The sequence below is a fragment of the Streptomyces sp. NPDC059247 genome (genome assembly GCF_042754005.1).
Taxonomy (GTDB): domain Bacteria; phylum Actinomycetota; class Actinomycetes; order Streptomycetales; family Streptomycetaceae; genus Streptomyces.
On sequence record NZ_JBHYZW010000006.1, the window covers coordinates 293,358 to 314,408 of the forward strand.

General features: G+C 73.7%; 13 protein-coding genes and 1 pseudogene. 4 read left to right on the plus strand and 10 right to left on the minus strand.

Features of this window, described 5'->3' with window-relative positions:
* Window positions 1-189: 189 nt before the first annotated feature.
* Window positions 190-1,245 carry a helix-turn-helix domain-containing protein gene (locus ACFXGN_RS14845; protein WP_384858576.1) on the plus strand — a complete coding sequence of 352 codons (1,056 nt, stop codon included), beginning with the start codon at window positions 190-192 and terminating at the stop codon, window positions 1,243-1,245.
* Between the two features lie 147 nt (window positions 1,246-1,392).
* Here the strand turns inward: ACFXGN_RS14845 and ACFXGN_RS14850 are convergent, their stop codons facing one another.
* Both ACFXGN_RS14850 and ACFXGN_RS14855 read right to left on the minus strand, forming a co-directional pair.
* On the minus strand, window positions 1,393-3,987 hold the full coding sequence (locus ACFXGN_RS14850) for a bifunctional FO biosynthesis protein CofGH (RefSeq protein WP_384858311.1): 2,595 nt from the start codon (window positions 3,985-3,987) through the stop codon (window positions 1,393-1,395).
* 194 nt (window positions 3,988-4,181) lie between these two features.
* Window positions 4,182-5,012 (minus strand): LLM class F420-dependent oxidoreductase, encoded by an 831-nt coding sequence (locus ACFXGN_RS14855; protein WP_384858314.1) that lies wholly within the window; start codon window positions 5,010-5,012, stop codon window positions 4,182-4,184.
* Window positions 5,013-5,261: 249 nt separating this feature from the next.
* Here ACFXGN_RS14855 and ACFXGN_RS14860 point away from each other — a divergent pair, with 249 nt between their 5' ends.
* A complete protein-coding gene (locus ACFXGN_RS14860; RefSeq protein WP_384858317.1) occupies window positions 5,262-5,522 on the plus strand; it encodes a hypothetical protein in 261 nt (86 codons plus the stop codon).
* A gap of 145 nt (window positions 5,523-5,667) precedes the next feature.
* Here ACFXGN_RS14860 and ACFXGN_RS14865 read toward each other — a convergent pair whose 3' ends face one another.
* The 8 genes and pseudogenes from ACFXGN_RS14865 to ACFXGN_RS14900 all read right to left on the minus strand — a co-directional run bounded on the left by ACFXGN_RS14865 (window position 5,668) and on the right by ACFXGN_RS14900 (window position 16,044).
* Window positions 5,668-7,233: an APC family permease gene (locus ACFXGN_RS14865; RefSeq protein ID WP_384858321.1), complete on the minus strand. Its 1,566-nt coding sequence runs from the start codon at window positions 7,231-7,233 to the stop codon at window positions 5,668-5,670.
* Between the two features lie 433 nt (window positions 7,234-7,666).
* On the minus strand, window positions 7,667-9,124 hold the full coding sequence (locus tag ACFXGN_RS14870; protein WP_384858323.1) for an aldehyde dehydrogenase family protein: 1,458 nt from the start codon (window positions 9,122-9,124) through the stop codon (window positions 7,667-7,669).
* Window positions 9,121-10,884, minus strand: a pseudogene (locus ACFXGN_RS14875) (amidohydrolase family protein); the annotation flags it as partial. The pseudogene ACFXGN_RS14875 and the gene ACFXGN_RS14870, both read right to left, overlap by 4 nt.
* A gap of 148 nt (window positions 10,885-11,032) precedes the next feature.
* On the minus strand, window positions 11,033-12,157 hold the full coding sequence (locus ACFXGN_RS14880) for an LLM class flavin-dependent oxidoreductase (protein ID WP_384858326.1): 1,125 nt from the start codon (window positions 12,155-12,157) through the stop codon (window positions 11,033-11,035).
* Window positions 12,158-12,264: 107 nt separating this feature from the next.
* Window positions 12,265-13,026, minus strand: a complete 762-nt coding sequence (locus tag ACFXGN_RS14885; RefSeq protein ID WP_384858579.1) for an SDR family NAD(P)-dependent oxidoreductase — start codon at window positions 13,024-13,026, stop codon at window positions 12,265-12,267.
* 22 nt (window positions 13,027-13,048) lie between these two features.
* Window positions 13,049-13,969, minus strand: a complete 921-nt coding sequence (locus ACFXGN_RS14890) for an LLM class F420-dependent oxidoreductase (RefSeq protein WP_384858328.1) — start codon at window positions 13,967-13,969, stop codon at window positions 13,049-13,051.
* Window positions 13,970-14,230: 261 nt separating this feature from the next.
* Window positions 14,231-14,467, minus strand: a complete 237-nt coding sequence (locus ACFXGN_RS14895) for a hypothetical protein (protein ID WP_384858330.1) — start codon at window positions 14,465-14,467, stop codon at window positions 14,231-14,233.
* A gap of 356 nt (window positions 14,468-14,823) precedes the next feature.
* Window positions 14,824-16,044: an amidohydrolase family protein gene (locus ACFXGN_RS14900; RefSeq protein ID WP_384858333.1), complete on the minus strand. Its 1,221-nt coding sequence runs from the start codon at window positions 16,042-16,044 to the stop codon at window positions 14,824-14,826.
* Between the two features lie 330 nt (window positions 16,045-16,374).
* Here ACFXGN_RS14900 and ACFXGN_RS14905 point away from each other — a divergent pair, with 330 nt between their 5' ends.
* Entirely contained in the window at window positions 16,375-19,680 is a 3,306-nt protein-coding gene (locus ACFXGN_RS14905) for a BTAD domain-containing putative transcriptional regulator (RefSeq protein ID WP_384858335.1), read from the plus strand.
* Between the two features lie 1,124 nt (window positions 19,681-20,804).
* Window positions 20,805-21,026, plus strand: coding sequence for a hypothetical protein (locus ACFXGN_RS14910; RefSeq protein WP_384858338.1), 222 nt, complete (start codon window positions 20,805-20,807; stop codon window positions 21,024-21,026).
* The last annotated feature ends 25 nt before the right edge of the window (window positions 21,027-21,051 follow it).

The following is a 21,051-nucleotide window of genomic DNA, read 5'->3' on the forward strand; positions in this document are numbered from 1 at the left end:
ACGGTCCGCGACTGACGAAGAGGCGACATGTCCACCCGCCGCCACTTTGCGCCGATCACCGCCCGGGGATGGGGCCCGTGTGGTAATGCGGACTCTCGTTTCCTATGGGGTTGGTGTGGTTTGATCACGCCCTGTGCGGGAGCGGTCGCGTCGGCCGGGGTGGGGGAAGACGTCGTGGGAGAAGGGCACATGCTGGAGGCGGCGGGGGTCGGCGCCACGGAGGAACGCGTCTACCGCTTCCTCGTCGGGGCGCGGGAGTCCGACGCCGCCGGGATCGCCGCGCGGCTCGGCCTCGACGTGGCGCGGGTCCACTGGCTGCTGGCGTCGCTCCATGACAAGGGTCTGGTGGGGCGGGTCGCCGACTCTCCCGAGGGCGGCCCCGAGCGGTACGTGCCGGTGGCGCCCGACGCGGCGCTGCGCCCGCTGCTGCTGCGCGGGCACGAGGCCCTGGAGTGGGCGCGGCGGGGCGTGGAGCAGCTCGCCGAGGAGTACCGGGCGGGGGGCCGTCGGCACGACGCCGGGCAGCTCGTCGAGGTGATCACCGGGGCGGGGGTGATCCGGCAGCGGCTGCGGCACATGGCGTACGGGGCGAGCGAGATGCGCTGGCTCTGCAAGGCGCGGCCGGTGGCGCTGGCGGCGGCGGAGAACGACGAGGAGTGGGAGCTGCTCGCCCGGGGGGTGCGGTACAAGACGATCTACGAGCGCGAACTGCTCGAAGTGCCCGGCATGGTGGACAACGTCGCCCGGAGCATCCGCGCGGGCGAGCAGGCGCGGGCGGCCGTCGGATCGTTGCCGGTCCGGCTGGTGATAGCGGACAGCTCGATGGCCATCTGCCCCCTGGTGTACGAGAGCCGGGGCGAGGGGGACGGTGCGGAGGGGGCCGGGGGCCCGGCCGGGCGGGGAGGCGAGCCGACCGCCGCCGTGGTCCACAGCAGCAGTCTGCTGGACGCGCTGATCGCCCTGTTCGAGAGCCAGTGGGCGGCGGCGTCCCCGCTGCACGTCACGGACTCCGGCGAGCTGGCCGACCTCGGCGACAGCCCGCGCCCTGCGGTCCAGCTCGCCGACGACGAGCGGTATCTGCTGTCGCTGATCGTCGCCGGGGTCGCGGACAAGGCCATCGCCTCCCAGCTGTGGGTCAGCCAGCGCACGGTCCAGCGCCGCGTCCAGGCCCTGATGCACCGCGCCGGGGCCCTGACCAGGACCCAGCTGGTGTGGCAGGCGGCGCAGCGGGGCTGGCTGGGCTGAGCCTTCCCGGCGGGGCGGCGGGGCGGGAGGCGGCCCGGTCCTCTGCGGCCGACCCGGTCCGCGCCGGGCGGTACGGCGGCGGGCGGTACGGGTCCGCGCCGGGCCGCCCGGCCGGGCCTCCGCGCGTCGGCCGCCCGGCCGGTTCCGTCAGGCCGCGCCCTCCGGCGGGAGGACCGGGAGGAGTTCGGGAAGGTGGCCGTCGGAGGCCCGGGCGGCGCGCTGCCGTTCCTCCGGCACCTCGCCGTACAGGGTCGTACGGGGCTTCGCCGGGCGGCCGGCCGCCTCCGCGATGGCCTCCAGGTCACGGATCGAGCGGTACGAGCCGTAACTCGATCCGGCCATCCGGGAGATGGTCTCCTCCATCAGGGTGCCGCCGAGGTCGTTCGCACCCGAGCGGAGCATCTCGGCGGCGCCCTCCGCGCCCAGTTTCACCCAGCTGGTCTGGATGTTGGGGATGTGCGGGTGGAGGAGGAGGCGGGCCATCGCGGTGACCGCGCGGTTGTCGCGGACGGTCGGGCCGGGGCGGGCGATGCCCGCGAGGTAGACGGGGGCGTTGGTGTGGATGAAGGGGAGGGTCACGAACTCGGTGAAGCCGCCGGTCTCCTGCTGGACGCGGGAGAGGGTGCGGAAGTGGCCGAGCCAGTGCCGGGGCTGGTCCACGTGCCCGTACATCATGGTCGAGCTCGACCGCAGGCCCAGTTCGTGGGCGGTGGTGACGACCTCGATCCAGGTGGCGGTGGGCAGTTTGCCCTTGGTGAGGACCCAGCGGACCTCGTCGTCGAGGATCTCGGCGGCGGTGCCGGGGATCGAGTCGAGTCCGGCCTCCTTGGCGGCGGTGAGCCATTCCCGGATCGAGAGGCCGGTGCGGGTGGCGCCGTTGACGACCTCCATCGGGGAGAAGGCGTGCACGTGCATCCCGGGGACGCGCTCCTTCACCGCGCGGGCGATGTCGAAGTAGGCGCTGCCTGGCAGGTCGGGGTGGATGCCGCCCTGCATACAGACCTCGACGGCGCCGACGTCCCACGCCTGCTGGGCGCGGTCCGCGAGCTGGTCGAGGGAGAGGGTGTACGCGTCGGCGTCGGTGCGGCGCTGGGCGAAGGCGCAGAACCGGCAGCCGGTGTAGCAGACGTTGGTGAAGTTGATGTTCCGGGTGACGACATAGGTGACCTCGTCGCCGGAGACGGACCTGCGGACGTCGTCGGCGATCCGGGTGAGCGCGTCGAGCGCGGGCCCGTCGGCGTGCAGCAGGGCCAGGGCCTGGGCGTCGGTGAGCCTCGTCGGGTCGTCGGCGGCGACGGCGAGGGCCTCGCGGACGTCGGCGTCGACGCGTTCGGGGACCATCCCGGGGGCGGCGGCCTCGCGGAGCGACTCCCAGTCTCCGTACACCTCGTCGAAGTCGTCGCGCCGGTCGTGGGTGCGGCCGGTGGTGTCGATGGTGCGGTGCAGATCGGTGCGGCCGGTGCCGGTGAAGGTCTCGTCGGGCTCCTGCCAGGGCAGGCCCCTGACGGGCGCGTCGGGGTTCGCGAGGCCGGTGGCGGGGTCGGCGAGGGCGCGGACGTGCGGGACGATCCTGGGGTCGAGCCAGGGTTCGCCCCGGGTGATGAACTCCGGGTAGACGCAGAGGCGTTCGCGCAGCTCGAACCCGGCCGCGCGGGAGCGGGCGGCCAGTTCGTCGATCCGGGGCCAGGGCCGCTCGGGGTTGACGTGGTCGATGGTGAGCGGGGAGACCCCGCCCCAGTCGTCGACGCCCGCCGCGATCAGCCGCTCGTACTCCGCGTCGACGAGGTTCGGCGGGGCCTGGAGGCAGGCGGCGGGGCCCATGATGTGCCGGGCCACGGCGACGGTGGCGACGAGGTCGTCGAGTGCGGCGTCCGGCATTCCGCGCATGGCCGTGTCCGGCTTGGCGCGGAAGTTCTGGATGATCAGTTCCTGGATCGAGTGGTAGGCGCGGGAGATCCGGCGGAGCGCGAACAGGGACTCGGCGCGCTCCTCCAGGGTCTCGCCGATGCCGAGCAGCAGCCCGGAGGTGAAGGGGACGGACGACCGTCCGGCGTCCTCCAGGACGCGGAGGCGGACGGCGGGTTCCTTGTCGGGGGACCCGTGGTGGGGGCCGCCGGGCTCGGACCAGAGGCGGGTGGCGGTGGTCTCCAGCATCATACCCATCGAGGGGGCGACGGGCTTGAGGCGCTGGAAGTCGGTCCAGGACAGGACCCCGGGGTTGAGGTGCGGGAGGAGACCGGTCTCCTCCAGGATGCGGATCGCCATGGCCCGTACGTACGCGACGGTGTCGTCGTAGCCGTGCGCGTCGAGCCATTCGCGGGCCTCGGGCCAGCGGTCCTCGGGCTTGTCGCCGAGGGTGATCAGGGCTTCCTTGCAGCCGAGTTCGGCACCGCGCCGGGCGATGTCGAGGACCTCGTCCGGGGACATGAACATGCCGTGCCCGGCCCGGCGGAGCTTGCCGGGGACGGTGACGAAGGTGCAGTAGTGGCACTTGTCGCGGCAGAGACGGGTGAGGGGTATGAAGACGCTCTTCGAGTACGTGATGATCCCGGGGCGTCCGGCCGCCGCGAGACCGGCGTCGCGGACCCGTCCCGCGGAGGCGACGAGATCGGCCAGGTCGTCACCGCGCGCCCGCAGCAGCACGGCGGCCTCGCCGACGTCGAGCGCGACCCCGTCCCTGGCCCTGCGCAGGGCACGTCGCATGGCGTTCGCGGTGGGCCGGACTTCCTGGTGATCCGTCATGAACCGAGCATACGAGCGCCCCGCACCCCGGCGCTCCGTCTCCCCACGGGGAGAGTCACTCCGTGTCCTCGGGGTGCCTGGGCGCGGCGTACACCAGGTGCACCGTACGGCGGGGACGGCGGGGAACGTCGACGAGGCGCCGGACCCGGCCTCCGACGGTCGCCTTCGGCCGGCGGGTGGTGCCCGGGCGGGTGTCAGAGGAAGGGGGTGTACGCGTCCAGCGTTCGCAGCACCTCCTCCTCCGGGGCCGACGGGAGCTGGAGGACGACCTCCTCGCAGCCGAGGTCCGTGTAGTGGGCGAGCTTGCCGGGGGTGGGCAGGACCGCGTACGGGACGATGTGGAGGGCCTCCGGGTCGCGGCCCGCCCGCTCCCAGGTCTCGCGGAGCGCCGGGAGCGCCTCCGTCAGCCCCCCGCCGCCGATCGGCAGCCAGCCGTCGGCCCAGTCGGCGGTCGCGGCGAACAGCTTGGGGCCGCCCGCCCCGCCCACGAGGACCCGGAGGGCGCCCCCGGCGGGCTTGGGCCAGGCCCCGGAGGCGCGTACGGAGTCCCCGTGCTTCCCCTCGTACGCGGTGGGCTCCGGCGCCCACAGGGCCCGCATCAGATGGACCCGGTCGGCGACCAGGTCCCGCCGGGTGGCCCAGTCCACCCCGTGGTCGGCGGCCTCCTCGCGGTTCCAGCCGAAGCCGACGCCGAGGGTGAAGCGCCCGCCGGAGAGGTGGTGGAGGGTGGCGGCCTGCTTGGCCAGGGCGATCGGGTCGTGCTGGGCGACCAGCGTGACGCCGGTGCCGAGGTGGAGGCGCTCGGTGACGGCGGCGGCCTGGGCGAGGGCCACGAAGGGGTCGAGGGTGCGGGCGTACTCCCGGGGCAGTTCCCCGCCCATCGGGTAGGGCGTGGTCCGTTCGACGGGGATGTGGGTGTGCTCGGGCAGGTAGAGCCCGCCGAAGCCGCGCTCCTCCAGCGCGCGGGCGAGCCGCAGGGGGGTGATGGTCTCGTCGGTCAGGAAGATCGTGGTCGAGATCCGCATGGGGGCACGGTAGGGCGTACGGGCCGGATTTCCGAGGGTCCGGACACCCTCGGACACCCCGGACATGACCAAGGAGCCAAGAGGTCGAGTGACCAGGAGGCCAAGGGGCTAGGAGGCTAGGGGGCCGAGGGGCCGAGGGGCCGAGGGGCCAGGGGCCAGGGGCCAGGGGGCCAAGGGGCCAGGGGGCCAAGGGGCCAGGGGGCCAAGGGGCCAAGAAGCCGAGAGACCGAAGGGGCCGAGGAGCCGAGGGTGTCCGGTCGTAACCGGAGCTGGTTCCTCCGCGTTGGTGCGGGCATGAAGAAGATCCTGACCGCCGTCGCCCTGACCTGTTTCGCCGCGAGTGGCGGCGCCCTCGCCGCCGGGACCGCCGCCGCCGCCGACACCGGGGGCGTGAACCTGCCCTCCGTGGTGCCGCTCAGCGGGGTCCTGAACCAGAAGGCCAAGCCCGCCGCCTCGCCCGACCTGCCGCCCGCGAACACGCTGGTGGAGAGCCTGCTCCCCCGCCGCTGACCTCCGCCGACCGACCACCCGACCGATCACCCGGCCGGAGAGACGGCCGGGAACGGGGACGAAAACGGGGACGAAGGTGACGGGACCCCCCACGGGCCCGCCACCTTCGTGTCCCCGGGACGGCCCGGGGGCCGTCAGGAAGCCGTCAGTCGGCGATCACCAGCGACGGCGTCTCCTTCGTCAGGACCTCGCCCCGGAAGAAGGCGGGACTCCTGCGCCGCATCACCAGCATGATCACCACGCCGAGCAGCAGCAGTCCGACGCCGATCACGAAGACCGAGCCGACGCCGAGGACGGCGGAGCCGGAGCCGTACGCCGGGTCCCACATGTCGTAGAGCGTCTTGCCGAAGACGGCGGTCAGCATCGTCCCGCCCAGCAGCGGCATCAGGCCCTTGAAGGCGAAGTCCCGGCCGGAGCGGAACAGCTCGCCGCGGAAGTACCAGACGCAGGCGAAGGCCGTCAGCGCGTAGTAGAAGCAGATCATCAGGCCGAGCGCGTAGATCGTGTCCACCAGGACGTGCTCGCTGACCAGGGTCATCACCGTGTAGAAGACGCCGGTGGCGACACCCGCGACGACGGTCGCCTTGCCGGGGGTCTTGAAGACCGGGTGGACCTTGGTGAAGGACTTCGGCAGGGCCTCGTACGTGGACATCGCGAGGACCGTGCGGGCGACCGGGATGAACGTGGTCTGGAGGCTGGCCGCCGCGGAGGCGAGGACCGCGACGAAGAGCAGGACGCCGAGCGTGGGGCCCATGATCGGGCCCGCGAGGGCGGCGAAGACGTTGTCGGAGGTCTCCGGGTTGGCGAGGCCGAGGCCGTTCTCGCCGGAGCCGACGACCATCTGGGCGGCGATGCCGGTGGCCAGGTAGGAGCCGACCAGGACGACCATCGCGATGAGCGCGGCGCGGCCGGGGGTCCTGGCGCTGCCGGTGGTCTCCTCGTTGGTCGCCATGCAGGCGTCCCAGCCCCAGTACATGAAGATCGAGAGCGAGAGGCCCGCGGTGAAGGCGGCGAAGGACTGGACCGCGAAGGGGTTCATCCAGGACCAGGAGAAGTCCACCGAGGTCTCGAAGGACCCGGCCTTCGACAGGGCCATGCCCACGAAGACGGCGAGGACGACGAGCTGGAGGCCGACGAGGGTGTACTGGACGCCCTTGGTGGCGGTCATGCCCCGGTAGCTGATCGCGGTGGCGGCGGCGATGAGCGCCAGACAGGTGAGGATGTGGACGGCCTTGTTGTCGTCCAGGGCGGCGACGGAGGCGTTGCCGCTGATCTCGCCCGCGAGGAGCCAGAAGTAGGAGGTCGCCACCCCGGCCAGGTTGGAGAGCACGATGATCGTCGCGATCACGAGGCCCCAGCCGCACATCCAGCCGATCTTGGGGCCGAAGGCCTTCACGGTCCAGGTGAAGGAGGTGCCGCAGTCGGGCATGACCCGGTTGAGCTCCCGGTACGCGAAGGCGACGAGGAGCATCGGGAGGAAGCCCGCGAGGAAGACCGCGGGCATCTGCAGTCCGACCTCGCCCGCGGTCGAGCCGAGGGTGGAGGTCAGGCAGTAGACGGGGGCGACGGTCGAGATGCCGATGACGGCACTGCCGAGGAGGCCGACGGAGTTTCCGCCGAGGCCCTTGGTGCGCACGCCGTTGGTGTCGCCAGGGGCATTGACGCCCCTTACCGTGTCTCCGGCCGGGGGCCGGGCTTCCACCTGAGTCATGAACAGGACGTTAAATGATGCGGTTTCCACATCCGGAAGATCTAAATCCGCTCATCTGATCGATCATCGCCTTGCAATGCGGGGGTCGAATCAGACACCCGCCAATGATTGAGAGATCAACAGCCATCACATACCGACCAACTGGTAGGTCGGTCGGCCCGTGTCCGATATGCGGGAACCGCAGCCCTGCCCGGAATGTCCGGTTTCAAAATTTCCCGAGGAATTTTCCGAAGGCTCCCCCGGAGGCCGCCCGTACCGGTCCGCGTCCGGGCCAGGGCCGGAGGTCCTCGGGGCCCGGGACCTCCGGCCCCGAGGACCTCGGGGCCGGGGAGCGCCGGGAGTGCCGGGGCTCCCCGGGGCTTCCGGGGCGCCGGGAGTACCGGGGCCGGGAAGCCCCCGGACCCGGGACCCGGGCCGTCCGGACCGCCCCGGCTCATCCCGGCCACACCACCGCCTGGAGTTCGCTGTACGCGTGCAGCGCGTACGAGCCCACGTCCCGGCCGACCCCGCTCTTCTTGAACCCGCCGAACGGCGCCTCCATGTTCCGGCCGATCGTGTTCACGCCCACCCCGCCCGCCCGCAGCCGGGCCGCGATCCGGAAGGCGCGGGCCACGTCGCCGGACCACACGTAGTCGATCAGGCCGTAGTCGCTGTCGTTGGCGAGGGCGATCCCCTCCTCCTCGTCGTCGAAGGGCACCACCACGACGACCGGCCCGAAGATCTCCTCCCGCACCACCCGCATCCCGGGGGTGCAGTCGGCCAGCAGCGTCGGCGCCACGTAGAAGCCCTTCGGGAGGTCCGGCCGCTCGCCGCCCGCGACGATCCGCGCCCCCTCCTTCCGGCCCAGCTCCACGTACGCCTCCACCCGGTCGCGGTGGGCCGCCGAGATGACCGGGCCGACGACCGTGCCCCGCTCCGCCGGGTCCCCCACCCGCAGGTGCCGGAGGTAGCCGGTGAGCTTCTCCACCAGCCGCTCGTAGATCCCGCGCTGGGCGAGGACCCGGGTGGGGGCGGTGCAGATCTGCCCGCTGTAGAAGGAGAACGTCGTCCCGATCCCCATGACCGCCGAGTCCAGGTCGGCGTCGTCGAGGACCAGCGCCGCGCCCTTGCCGCCCAGCTCCATCAGCTGCCGCTTCAGCTCCCGGCCGCAGACCTCGCCGATCGCCTGCCCGACCTCCGTGGAGCCGGTGAAGGACACCATGTCGACGTCCGGGGAGTCCACGGCCGCCCGCCCGGACTCCGCCGAGGAGCCGGTCACCACGTTGACGACACCCGGCGGGACCCCGGCCTCGTCGAGCGCGCGGGCCATCGCGTACACCGACAGCGGGTCCTGCGGGGCGGGCTTCACCAGGACCGTGTTGCCCATCGCCAGCGCCGGGGCGACCTTGCCCGCCGGATTGGCCCAGGGGTTGTTGTACGAGGTGATGCAGCTGACCACGCCGACCGGGCGGCGCACCGCGACCGCGCCGAACACCCCGGCCCGGCCCATCGGCCCCGCCTCGTTGATCTGCGGGGGCAGCGGCTGTTCCACGGGTTCCAGGGCGCCCCGCGCGTACCGCCGGAAGCGGGCCGCGCCCACCGCGACCTGCATCCCGCGCGCGGTGCCGGTCGTGGCGCCCGTCTCGGCGCGGGCCAGCAGGGTGTTCTCCTCCGCGTCCCTGGCCATCAGACCGGCGGCCCGGTCGAGGATCGCCGCCCGCTCCTCCGGCCTGGTGCGCGACCAGGAGGCGAAGGCCGCGCGGGCCGCGGCGGCGGCCTCGTGGACCTGGGCCCTGGACGCCTCGGGAGCGAGCCCGACGACCTCCTCGGTGGCCGGGTTCACCACCTCGTAGTGGCCGAGGGCGGGCTCGACCCACTCGCCGCCCACGAAGAGCCGCTCGGTACGGGTCATCGGGTGCTCACCGTCCTCGTGTCGCGGCCCGAGCGCAGCACCCTGCCGGGGATCGCGCCGGTCACCTCGTCGTCCCGTACCGTCTCCACGCCGTTGACCCGCACCGAGACGATGCCCACCGCGCGCGAGTCGAGGCGGGGGCTGTCCCCGGGCAGGTCGTGCACCAGGGTCGCCGGGCCCGCGTCGATCCGCTCCGGGTCGAAGAGGACCAGGTCGGCGTGGAAGCCCTCGGTGATCCGGCCCCGTTCGCGGAGTCCGAAGAGCCGGGCCGGGTCGTCGGTCAGCATCCGTACCGCGCTCTCCAGGGGGACGAGCTTCCGGCCGCGCAGGCAGTCGCCGAGGAAGCGGGTGGTGTAGGGGGCGCCGCACATCCGGTCCAGATGGGCGCCCGCGTCGGAGCCGCCGAGCAGGACGTCCTCGTGTTCCCAGGTCGCGCGGCGCAGCTCCCAGGAGGCCGGGTCGTTGTCCGGGGGCATCGGCCACAGGACGGTCCTGAGGTCGTCGTTGGCGCAGATCTCGACGAGGCACTGGAAGGGGTCCTGGCCGCGCGCGGCGGCGATGTCCTTCACGACCCGGCCGGTGAGCCCCTCGTTCTCCTTGCTGTACGTGTCCCCGACGACGTACCGGCCGAAGTCCGCGAGCCGCCGGAAGACGCCCGCCTCCCGGGAGTCGGCGCGCCGCAGCAGTTCGGCGCGGACGGCGGGGTCGCGGAGCCCGGCGATCCGTTCGGGGACGGGCAGGGCGAGGACCTCGCCCCAGCCGGGGATGAGGTTGAGCGCGCAGAAGGTGCCGAGGGACATGTTCATGGGGGTGAGGATCGGCATGGTGAGGGCGACGATCCGGCCGCCGGACTCCCGGGCCCGTCCGGAGGCGGTGAGCTGGCGCGGGACGCGTTCGGGGACGGCGGCGTCGATGGTGAGGACGTTCCAGTTGAGGGGGCGTCCGGCGGCGGCCGTCATGGCGACGAACAGGTCGATCTCGGCGTCGGAGAACTGGTCGAGGCAGCCCGCGAGGATGGCCTCCAGCTGGGTGCCCTCGTGTTCGCCGACCGCGCGGGAGAGGGCGATCAGCTCGTCGGGGGCCGCGTGCCGGGAGGCGACGGGGGCGCCGTCGCCGTCGGAGTGGGTGGCGGACTGGGTGGTGGAGAGCCCCCAGGCGCCCGCCGCCATGGCCTCCTTGAGGAGGGCGACCATCCGGTCGAGCTGTTCGGGGGTGGGGGTCCCGCCGACGGCGTCGGCGCCCATCACGTACCGGCGCAGCGCGCAGTGGCCGACCATGAAGCCCGCGTTGACGGCGATCCGGCCGTCCAGGGCGTCCAGGTACTCCGCGAAGGACGACCAGCTCCAGTCGACGCCCTCCTCCAGGGCCTTCAGGGCCATGCCCTCCACCTTGGACATCATCCGGCGGGTGTAGTCGGCGTCCTCGGGCCGGTCCGGGTGGAGCGGGGCGAGGGTGAAGCCGCAGTTGCCGCCCGCGACGGTGGTGACGCCGTGGTTCATGGAGGGGGTGGCGTAGGGGTCCCAGAACAGCTGGGCGTCGTAGTGGGTGTGCGGGTCGACGAAGCCGGGGGTGAGGACGAGTCCGGTGGCGTCCTCGGTGGTGCGGGCCTCCTCGCGGACGGCGCCGGGCTCGGCGACGACGGCGATCCGGCCGTCGCGCAGCCCGATGTCGGCGGCGAAGGCGGGGGCGCCGGTGCCGTCCACGACGGTGGCGCCCGTGATGAGGTGGTCGAGCATGTCGGTCCCTCTCCGCTCGGGGTCTCTCCCGGTCCCGGCGAGGGCGGGCCCCGCGCCGGGTGCGCGCGCCGGGCCGGGCGGGCCGGGACGCGGGCGTGCCCCGGCCGCGGGCCGCCGCGGTCGGGGCGCTGTGGGCGGCGGTCCGGGAAGACGCCGCCCACGCGTGGGTGCGTTACGCGCCCGCCGCCTGCCGGAAGCGGGTGGTGCGGTGGACCGGGTCGGTGTCGATCTCCGGGATGACGTGCTCGCCGATCAGCTTGATCGAGTTCATGGTGTCCTCGTACGAGATCCCGATGGGGAGCCCGAAGGAGAGCTGGTCGGCGCCGGCCCGTTCCCAGCGCCTGCACTGGGCGAGGACCTCCGAGGGGTCGCCGCAGATCATCAGTTCCTCCTGGATGAGGAGTTCGATGATCTCGGCGGAGTACTCGGGGAGCAGCTCGGGCCACTCGGGGACGCCCTCGGGGCGGGGGAAGGTGTCGTGGTAGCGGAAGAGCAGCGACTGGAGGTAGTTGAGTCCGCCGCCGACGGCGATCTCGACGGCCTTGTCGTGGGTCTCGGCGCAGATCGCGGTGGAGGTGACCATGACGTTGTCGTTGACGAAGTCGCCGACCGCCTTGGCCTCCTTGATGGCGGTCTTGTAGGAGTCGACGACCCACTCCATGTCGGAGACCTTCTGCACGCTGAAGCCGAGGACGCCGAGGCCCTTGTGTCCGGCCATGGCGTACGAGGAGGGGGACCCGGCCGCGTACCACATGGCGGGGTGGGACTTCCCGTACGGCTTGGGGAGGATCTTGCGGGGCGGCAGGGACCAGTGTTTGCCCTGGAAGCCCTGGTACTCGTCCTGGAGCCACATCTTGGGGAACTCGGCGATGGTCTCCTCCCAGAGTTCCTTGGTGTGGTTCATGTCGGTGATGCCCGGCATGAACCCGAGGATCTCGTGGGAGCCCGCGCCCCGGCCGGAGCCGAACTCGAACCGGCCGCCGGAGAGGTGGTCGAGCATGGCGACCTTCTCGGCGACCTTCACGGGGTGGTTGACGGGGGCGAGGGGGTTGAAGATGCCGGATCCGAGGTGGATGCGGTCGGTGGCGTGGGCGAGGTAGCCCAGGTAGACGTCGTTGGCGGAGAGGTGGGAGTACTCCTCCAGGAAGTGGTGCTCCGAGGCCCAGGCGTACTTGAAGCCGGACCGGTCCGCCTGGATGACGTACTCGGTCTCCTCCATGAGCGCCTTGTGCTCGGCTTCGGGATCGGTCTCGGCGCGCTTGCCCACGTATCCCTGTACGAAGATCCCGAATTCCAAGGGGGTTCACCGTCCTCGTCGTCTCCAATGATTCTGACGCTCCGTCAGATTCATGATGTGCCCGACTGTCGCACCACGGGGTGGGACCGTCAATACCTGACGACCCGTCAGAACAGACTGACCCCGGCCAGCCAGCCGCCGTCGATCACGAAGGGCTGGCCGGTGATGTAAGCGGAGTCCTCCCCGGTCAGGAAGAGCGCCAGGGCCGCGACCTCCTCCGGGCGCCCGATCCGCCCCAGCGGCACGAGCTTGCGGTACAGCTCCGCCGTGGCCGCCGGGTCCGCGCCCTCCGGGTTGCTCATGGCGGTGTCGATCGCCCCCGGGCAGACCGCGTTCACCCGGATGCCCTTCGGGGCCAGCTCCAGGGCCGCGACCCGGGTCAGCCCGAGGACGGCGTGCTTGGACGCCGCGTAGGCGCCGACCCCGGCCATGCCGGTGAGCCCCGTGTACGAGGCGGTGTTGACGATCGTGCCGCCGCCCGCCGCCGCGATCTCGGGGGCGACCGCGCGGATGCCCAGGAAGCAGCCCTTCTGGTTGACCGAGACGATCGCGTCGAACTCTTCGAGGGGGGTCGAGAGCAGTTCGTTGAAGCGGAGGATGCCCGCGTTGTTGACCAGCCCGTCGATCCCGCCGAACCGCTCCCTCGCCACGGCGACCGCCGCCGCCCAGTCCTCCTCGCGGGTCACGTCCAGCCGGACGTAGAGCGCCCGCTCCTTCCCCAGTTCCCCGGCCAGCGCCTCCCCCGGCCCGTCGAGGACGTCCGCGAGCACCACCCGCGCGCCCTCCGCCGCGAACAGCCGCGCCTCCTGCTCGCCCTGCCCGCGCGCCGCCCCGGTGACCAGGACGACCCGTCCGTCGAGCTTGCCCATGCCCGCCACGCTCCTCATCGGTTCAGTGCAGAAGGGGGGCGACCTCCGTGCCGAAGGCCGCCATCTGGTCGGTGAGTTCGGTACGGCTCCGGGACCGGAACCGGACCTGGATCTGGTCCACCCCCATCTCCCCGTACGCGCGCAGGGAGGCGGCCAGCTCCTCCGGCGGGCCGCTCAGGGTGCGGCGGCCGACCCGCCAGGCGGGCGTGCCGACGTAGAGGGGTTCCGTGATGGCGCCGACCGTCAGGGGTTCGGTGATCCCCGCGTCGGCGCGCAGCCGGAGCAGGGTGGTGATCTGTCCGGCGAGCCGGTCGCGCGGGTCGCCCTGCGGCAGCCAGCCGTCGCCCTTGAGCGCGGCGCGGCGCACGGCCGCCGGGGAGGAGCCGCCCACCCAGAGCGGGACCCGCTCCTGCGCGGGCCGGGGCCGCTGGCCCAGCTCCTTGAAGGAGAACAGCTCGCCCGTGTGCTCCGGGTACTCCTCGGGCCCGAGGGCGGCGCGCAGCGCGTCGACGGTCTCGTCGAGGACGGCGCCCCGGCGGGCGAAGTCCACGCCCAGGGCGTCGAACTCCTCCCGGACGTGCCCGGCGCCGACCCCGAGGACGAGCCGTCCGCCGGAGAGGTGGTCGAGGGTGGCGTACGCCTTGGCCGTGACGAGCGGGTGGCGCAGTCCGACGACGGCGACGTGCGAGAGCAGCCGGACCCGCTCGGTGGCGGCGGCGAGGAAGGAGAGCGTGGCGACCGGGTCGTACCAGACGGTGCTCATGGTGTCGGCGAGGCGGCGCGGGACGCCGACGTGGTCGCAGCTCGCGAGGTAGTCGAAGCCGTGGGCCTCGGCGGCGCGGGCGACGGCGAGCAGATCGGCGGGCCCGGCGACCGCCTCCCAGGGCTCGGCGTAGAGGGCGGACTGCGACTGTACGGGCAGCTGCATCCCGTAGACCACCATGGGAACCCCCTCGGAGCCGTGCGTGTCTGACGGCTCGTCATATGGACGAGCGGGACCATGCTTGTATCTGACGGTCCATCAGGCAAGGCTCGTGCGGGAGGAGTTCGGACGAGTTGGGGACGGGCGGGCCGGGGCGGGCCCCTCCCACCGGGGCGGGTGCGGCCACCCGGGGCCTGGTCCCGGCCCATCGGGGCGGGTGCGGCCCACCGGGACCGGGTGCGGGCCCACCGGGGCGGGTGCGGCCCACCGGGGCGGGTACGGTCAGCCGATCGGCTGGCCGGGGGCTGACACGTACGCCAGCCCCGCGACCTCTGCGGTCCTGAACGGGGCCTTCCCGTCGCCGGTGCTCCGGTAGGGCCGGTTGCCCCGCGGGCCGAACGCCAGCGGGTCGGGCCGTCCGTCGCGGTTCGCGTCGCCGACCGCCCCGACGCCGTCGTAGACGTTCCAGCCGGGGCCGATCAGCGCCCGCTTCTGGCCATCCTGGAGCCAGCCGTCCACGGCGAACGATTGTACGAAGAAGGGGCATCTGGCACCAAACTCGGTAGCTACCGTGCTAAACGGTCACTTTCGGGTTCCCCAGAGCACCGCCCCGGCCCCGGCCAGGGTGCGGTCCGGCCGTGACCGGGGGTCGGGAGGGGCGGCGAGACCTGGCGTCCGGGCCGGTGTCCGGGCCGGTGTCCCAGCCGGTGCCGGGCGTCCACCGGCACCCGTCCGGCGCCACGCGCCGGGTGCCGCGCGCCCCTTGCCACCGGCCCGGCGACGCGCGCCCGATGCCACCCGCCCGGTGCCGCGCGCCGACGCCCCGCCCCGCCCCGGGCGCGGGCCGCGGCCCCGCTCCCCCGGCCCCCCGGGCCTCACGCCCCCGGCCAGAGTCCCTCCGGGGTCAGACCGAGGAGGTCGATGGCGTTGCCCCGGACGATCCGCTCCACCACGTCCCCGGGCAGATGGCCCATCTGCGCCTCGCCGACCTCGCGCGACTTGGGCCAGGTGGAGTCCGAGTGCGGGTAGTCCGTCTCGTAGAGCACGTTCCCCGCGCCGATCGCGTCGAGGTTCCGCAGCCCGAAGGCGTCGTCGAAGAAGCAGCCGTAGACGTGCCCGGCGAACAGCTCGGACGGCGGGCGCAGCACCTTGTCGGCGACCCCGCCCCAGCCCCGGTTCTCCTCCCAGACGACGTCGGCGCGCTCCAGGATGTACGGGATCCAGCCGATCTGCCCCTCCGCGTACATGATCCGCAGGTTCGGGAAGCGCTCGAACTTGCCGCTCATCAGCCAGTCGACCATCGAGAAGCAGCAGTTGGCGAAGGTGATGGTGGAGCCGACGGCGGGCGGGGCGTCGGCGGAGGTGGACGGCATCCGGCTGGAGGAGCCGATGTGCATGGCGATGACCGTGCCGGTCTCGTCGCAGGCGCGGAGGAAGGGGTCCCAGTGGTCCGTGTGGACCGAGGGGAGTCCGAGGTGCGGGGGGATCTCGGAGAAGGCCACGGCCCGCACCCCGCGCGCGGCGTTGCGGCGCACCTCGGCGGCGGCCAGTTCGGGGTCCCAGAGCGGGATGAGGGTGAGCGGGATGAGCCGCCCCCGGGCCTCGGGCCCGCACCACTCCTCCACCATCCAGTCGTTGTAGGCGCGGACGCAGAGCAGCCCGAGGTCTCGGTCGGACGCCTCGGTGAAGGTCTGTCCGCAGAAACGGGGGAAGGTGGGGAAGCAGAGCGCGGACTGGACATGGTTGACGTCCATGTCGGCGAGGCGCTCGGGCACGGAGTGGGAGCCGGGCCGCATCTGCTCGTACGTGATGACTTCGAGGCGGATCTCGTCGCGGTCGTAGCCGACGGCGGTGTCGAGCCGGGTGAGGGGCCGGTGCAGGTCCTCGTAGACCCACCAGTCGCCGATCGGCCCGTCGTCCCCCCTGGCCCCCATGACCGGGGCGAACTTGCCGCCGAGGAAGGTCATCTCCTTCAGCGGGGCACGCACGATCCGGGGTCCGGTGTCGTGGTAGCGGGACGGGAGCCGGTCCCGCCAGACGTGCGGGGGCTCCACGGTGTGGTCGTCCACCGAGATGATCTTCGGGAAGGTCTCCATGCGCTTCACGGTAGCGCCGATCTGACGGGCCGTCAGCTAGTGTGCGGCAGATCGGGACGGACGGAGGGCGCCCCGGCGGCCCGCCGGCGAGCCCTCCGGAGGCCCGATCGAGGCCCCGGTGAGACCGACCCGATGCTGACGGACCCCCTCCGGACAAGGCAGACTGTGCGGGGCGAGACCAGCGGTTGCGGTACGGCAGGGGGAGCGATGGACCGTGAGAACGGGCCGCGGGTTCCGGTGCAGCGGGCTCCGAGGACGAGCGCGGCGGCCGACGCGGGTACGGCCACGGACACGGCCGGAACCACGGACGCGACGACGACCGGGGGTCCGATGACGGACCAGGACACCAGTACGGACATGACCATCGACGGGGACACGGTCTCCGGCGGCTCCGAGGCGAGCCCCGCGACCGGTGCGGACGGCGGCGCGGGCTCGGCCGGTGGGGACGGCGGGGCCGGTGCGGACCGCCGCACGGGCACGGACGGCGGGGCCCGGACCGGCGGCGACGCGCGTACGGAGCCCGGCGCCGGGGCGGACCCGGACACCCGGACCGACGCCGGAGCCGACGCGTCCACGGACACGGGGACCATGGGCACGGGAGCCGACGCGTCCACGGACCCCGGGACCACGGACACGGGGACCACGGACCCCGGGACCACCCGCACCGGGGCCGACGCGGCCACGGACACCGGGGCCGTCGCCGGAGCCCGGAGCCGTCCGGGGGGCGGGAGCGGCTCCCCCGGGGCCCTGAGGTTCGCCGTGCTCGGGCCCGTCCGCGCCCAGCGCGGGGACGAGCCCGTGCCCACCGGCTCCCCGCAGCAGCGCGCCCTGCTCGCCGCCCTGCTGCTGCGCGGCGGACGCACCGCCACCGCCGCCGAGCTGATCGACGCGCTCTGGGGCGAGGAGTCCCCCTCCCAGGCCCTCGCGGCCGTCCGGACGTACGCCTCCCGGCTCCGCAAGGCCCTCGGCCCCGAGGTCCTGGTCAGCGAGTCCGGCGGCTACGCCCTGCGCACCTCCGCCGACGCCCTCGACGTCACCACCGCCGAGGAACTCGCCGCCGAGGCCGAGAAGCTGCGCACCGCGGGGGACCGGGCGGGCGCCCGGGACCGGCTCGCCGCCGCCCTCGGCCTCTGGTACGGCGAAGCGCTGGCCTCCGTACCGGGGCCGTACGCCGAGACCCAGCGGGCCCGCCTGGAGGAGTGGCGGCTGAGCCTGCTTGAGACCCGGCTCGACGTCGACCTGGAGATCGGCGCGCACGCCGAGGCCGTGTCCGAGCTGACCGCGCTCACCGCCGGGCACCCGCTGCGCGAACGGCTCCGCGAACTGCTGATGCTGGCCCTGTACCGCAGCGGACGGCAGGCCGAGGCGCTCGCCGTCTACGCCGACACCCGGCGCCTCCTCGCCGACGAGCTCGGCGTCGACCCCACCCCCGAACTCTCCCGGCTCCAGCAGCGCATCCTCCAGGCCGACGCCGAACTGGCCCGCCCGGTCGAGGAGCCCGCCCCGGCGGCGGCGCCCGTCGCGCGGCCCGCGCAGCTCCCGGCGACCGTCCCCGACTTCACCGGCCGCGCCTCCTTCGTACGGGAACTCGGCGCCCGGCTCGCCACCGCCGAGGGCCACGTCATGGCCGTGTCGGCGCTCGCGGGCATCGGCGGCGTCGGCAAGACGACCCTGGCCGTGCACGTCGCGCACGAGGCCAGGCCGCACTTCCCGGACGGGCAGCTGTACGTGGACCTCCAGGGCGCGGGCTCGGGCGCGGCGGCGCCGGAGACCGTCCTCGGCTCGTTCCTGCGCGCGCTCGGCCTCCCCGACCAGGCCATCCCCGACTCGCTCGACGACCGGGCGGCGCTCTACCGCTCGACGCTGGACGGACGCCGGGTCCTGGTCCTCCTGGACAACGCCAGGGACGCGGCGCAGATCCGCCCGCTGCTGCCCGGCACGGCGGGCTGCGCGGCCCTGGTGACCAGCCGCATCCGGATGGTGGACCTGGCGGGCGCGCATCTGGTGGACCTGGACGTGATGTCGCCGGAGGAGGCCCTCCAGCTGTTCACCCGGATCGTCGGCGAGGAGCGGGTCCAGTCCGAGCGGGAGGCGGCCCTCGACGTGGTCGGCGCCTGCGGGTTCCTGCCGCTGGCCATCCGGATCGCGGCCTCGCGGCTCGCGGCCCGCCGGACGTGGACGGTGTCCGTGCTCGCGGCCAAGCTGGCGGACGAGCGGCGGCGGCTCGACGAACTCCAGGCGGGCGACCTGGCGGTGAAGGCCACCTTCGAGCTGGGGTACGGCCAGCTGGAGCCCGCCCAGGCCCGCGCGTTCCGGCTGCTCGGTCTCGCGGACGGCCCGGACATCTCGCTCCCGGCGGCGGCGGCCGTCCTCGACCTGCCGCTGTGGGACACCGAGGACCTCCTGGAGGCCCTCGTCGACACGTCCCTGGTGGAGTCGGCGGCGCCCGGCCGGTACCGGTACCACGACCTGGTCCGGCTCTACGCGCGCGCGTGCGCCGACCGCGACGAGCAGCCCCCGTCGGAGAAGGCGGCGGCGCTCTCCCGGCTGCTGGACTTCTACCTGTCGACGGCGGCCCGGGTGTACGCGATCGAGCGCCCCGGCGACCGGCTCGTCGACCACCTGGAGCCCGCCGTCCACGAGGGGCTCACCTTCACCGACCGGCACGCGGCGCAGGACTGGCTGTACGCGGAGGCCAACTGCCTGCTGGCCTGCGTCCGCCAGTCCGCGGCGGCGCCGGACACCGTGCGGCGGGCCGTGGACCTGCTGTGGGCGGCGCTCGACCTGGGCGAGTCGGGGGCGAACTCCCGGGAGTTCGAGGCGACGGGTGCCGTGGTGCGCGACGCAGCCCGCGCCCTCGGGGACGACCGGGCGGCGGGCCGCGCGTTCATGGTCCTGGCCGGGGTCCACCACACGGCGGGCCGCTTCAAGGAGGCCGACGCCGACGCCGAACTGGCCCTGCCGCACGCCGACCGGGCCGGGGACCCGGTGCCCGCCTGCTGGTCGGCGAACGCGCGCGGGATCATCGCGCTCTACCAGAGCCGCTTCGCGGAGGGCGAGCAGTACTTCACGGAGGCGATCGAACGGTTCCGGGGCATCGGGGACCAGCCGGGCGAGGCGAGCGCGCTGTGCAACCTCTCCCGCATCCACCTGGCCACAGGGCGCACGTCGAGCGCCATAGCGCTGGCCCGGCAGGGCACCGCGATCTACGACGCCATGGGGCACGCGCTGCGCGGGGCCAACGGGCGGTACGCGCTGGGGCTCGCCCTCACCCAGGACAACCAGCTGGCCGCCGCGGGCGAGCAGCTCCGGGAGGCGCTGGCCGTCTTCGCCGACAGCAGGCAGCGGCTGTGGGAGGGGATGACCCTCTTCCGGCTCTCGGAGGTGGACCTCGCCGCGCAGCGGCACGCCCCGGCGGCGGCCAACGCCGAGATGGCGCTCACGGTGCTGCGCGGCATCGGCGGCGAATGGCGGCGCGGGAACGTCCTCACGGTGCTCGGGCGCGCGCTCTTCGGCATCGGGCAGAGCGGCCGGGCGCTGGTCTGCTGGCGGGAGGCGCTCGGCATCTTCGACGAACTCGGCGCACCGGAGGCGGCGGAGGTCCGAACCCTCCTGTCCCCGGCGAACGCCGCGTAGCGCGCGGGGCGCGCGGGCGGACGGGACCGGGCCGGGTCGGACCCGACCCGGGTCGGGCCGCGCCGGGCCGACCGTCCGGACCGGGCCGGACTACCGGACGCCGGACGGTCCGGCCGGGTTCCAGACCAGCACCGGCGGGGGCGGCGGGAAGAGCAGGAGCGGGAGCGGCGGCCACTCCTCGGGAGGCGGCCACTCCTCGGACGACGACTCGGGCGGCGGCTGCTCCAGCGACGAGAAGAATAACGACGACTACGGGGGCTCCGGCCCGCGCACCACGGCGCCTACCCCCACCCCGTCCCGCGCGACGGCCGAGGTCGTGGACTGCGTGGACCCCGAGCGGAGGAAGGGCAAGGCTCCGGACCGACCGGGCACGGCTGGGCTGGGCTGGGCTGGGCTGGGCTGGGCCTAACCGAGTTGGGCCGACCGGCCGGACGCGGCTCGGACCGGACCGACTGGACGCCGGGCGGTCTGGGCGCCGGGCCGGAGCGTCCAGGCCAGGGTGACCGAGCCGGGGTGGGCCGCCCGCAGCCTCGGTCGTAGCCGGGCCGACCGGCACGGCGCTGGACAGTCAGGTCGGCGCTGGACGGCGGGTCGGCCCGGCGTCCGGTCGGTCCGGCCCGTGGCGGCCTGGTCACTCCGGTCCGGTCACCCGGCCCGGTCCGTCTGTCCGGTCCGTGGCGGGCCCGCACACGAGCCCGTTCTCGCCTTCCGGCGGGTCGGATCCGAGCCTCCCGTACGATCCCGTGGGTCGTTCCGGCGGGCCCCCGGAGGGGGCGTTCCCGTGGGTCCGGGGAGGGGCTCCCCGTACAGGCACGGGAAGGTCCGCGCACGGGCACCGGCGGCGCACGCTCGTGCGGGCACCGGGCCCGTCCGGGCGCCGGGCCGCCCGTCTCCGGGTGGCCTCCGTCCGCTTGGCCTGTGCGTTCATCGTTCGTTTATCGCCACCCGGCATGATTCTGCCCATGACGATCCGCCGCGTCGGGGGGCAGACGGGTCGCCGATGAGGGCCGGAGCACCCGCGTACTAGGGTGATCGGCTCCCGGAGATTCGTCCGGCCGTCCAACGGGGGAACAGCCGGACGAATCTCCTCATCTCTCGGACATCACAAGCAGGAGTTGACGAGCATGACCGACCCGATCACGCAGGACCCGATCATCGCCACCAAGGACATGCACGCCACCTCCGAGCCCGCGCTCGACGCGATCACCGAGAAGATCACCGGTTCGGACGAGCACGCGATCACCACCAAGGACATGCACGCGACCTCCGAGCCCGCGCTCGACGCGATAGCCGAGAAGGTGACCGGCCCGGGCGGCGACGACCACGCCGTCAAGCCGCTCAACTAGACCATTCCCGACGGGGAATGGCCCC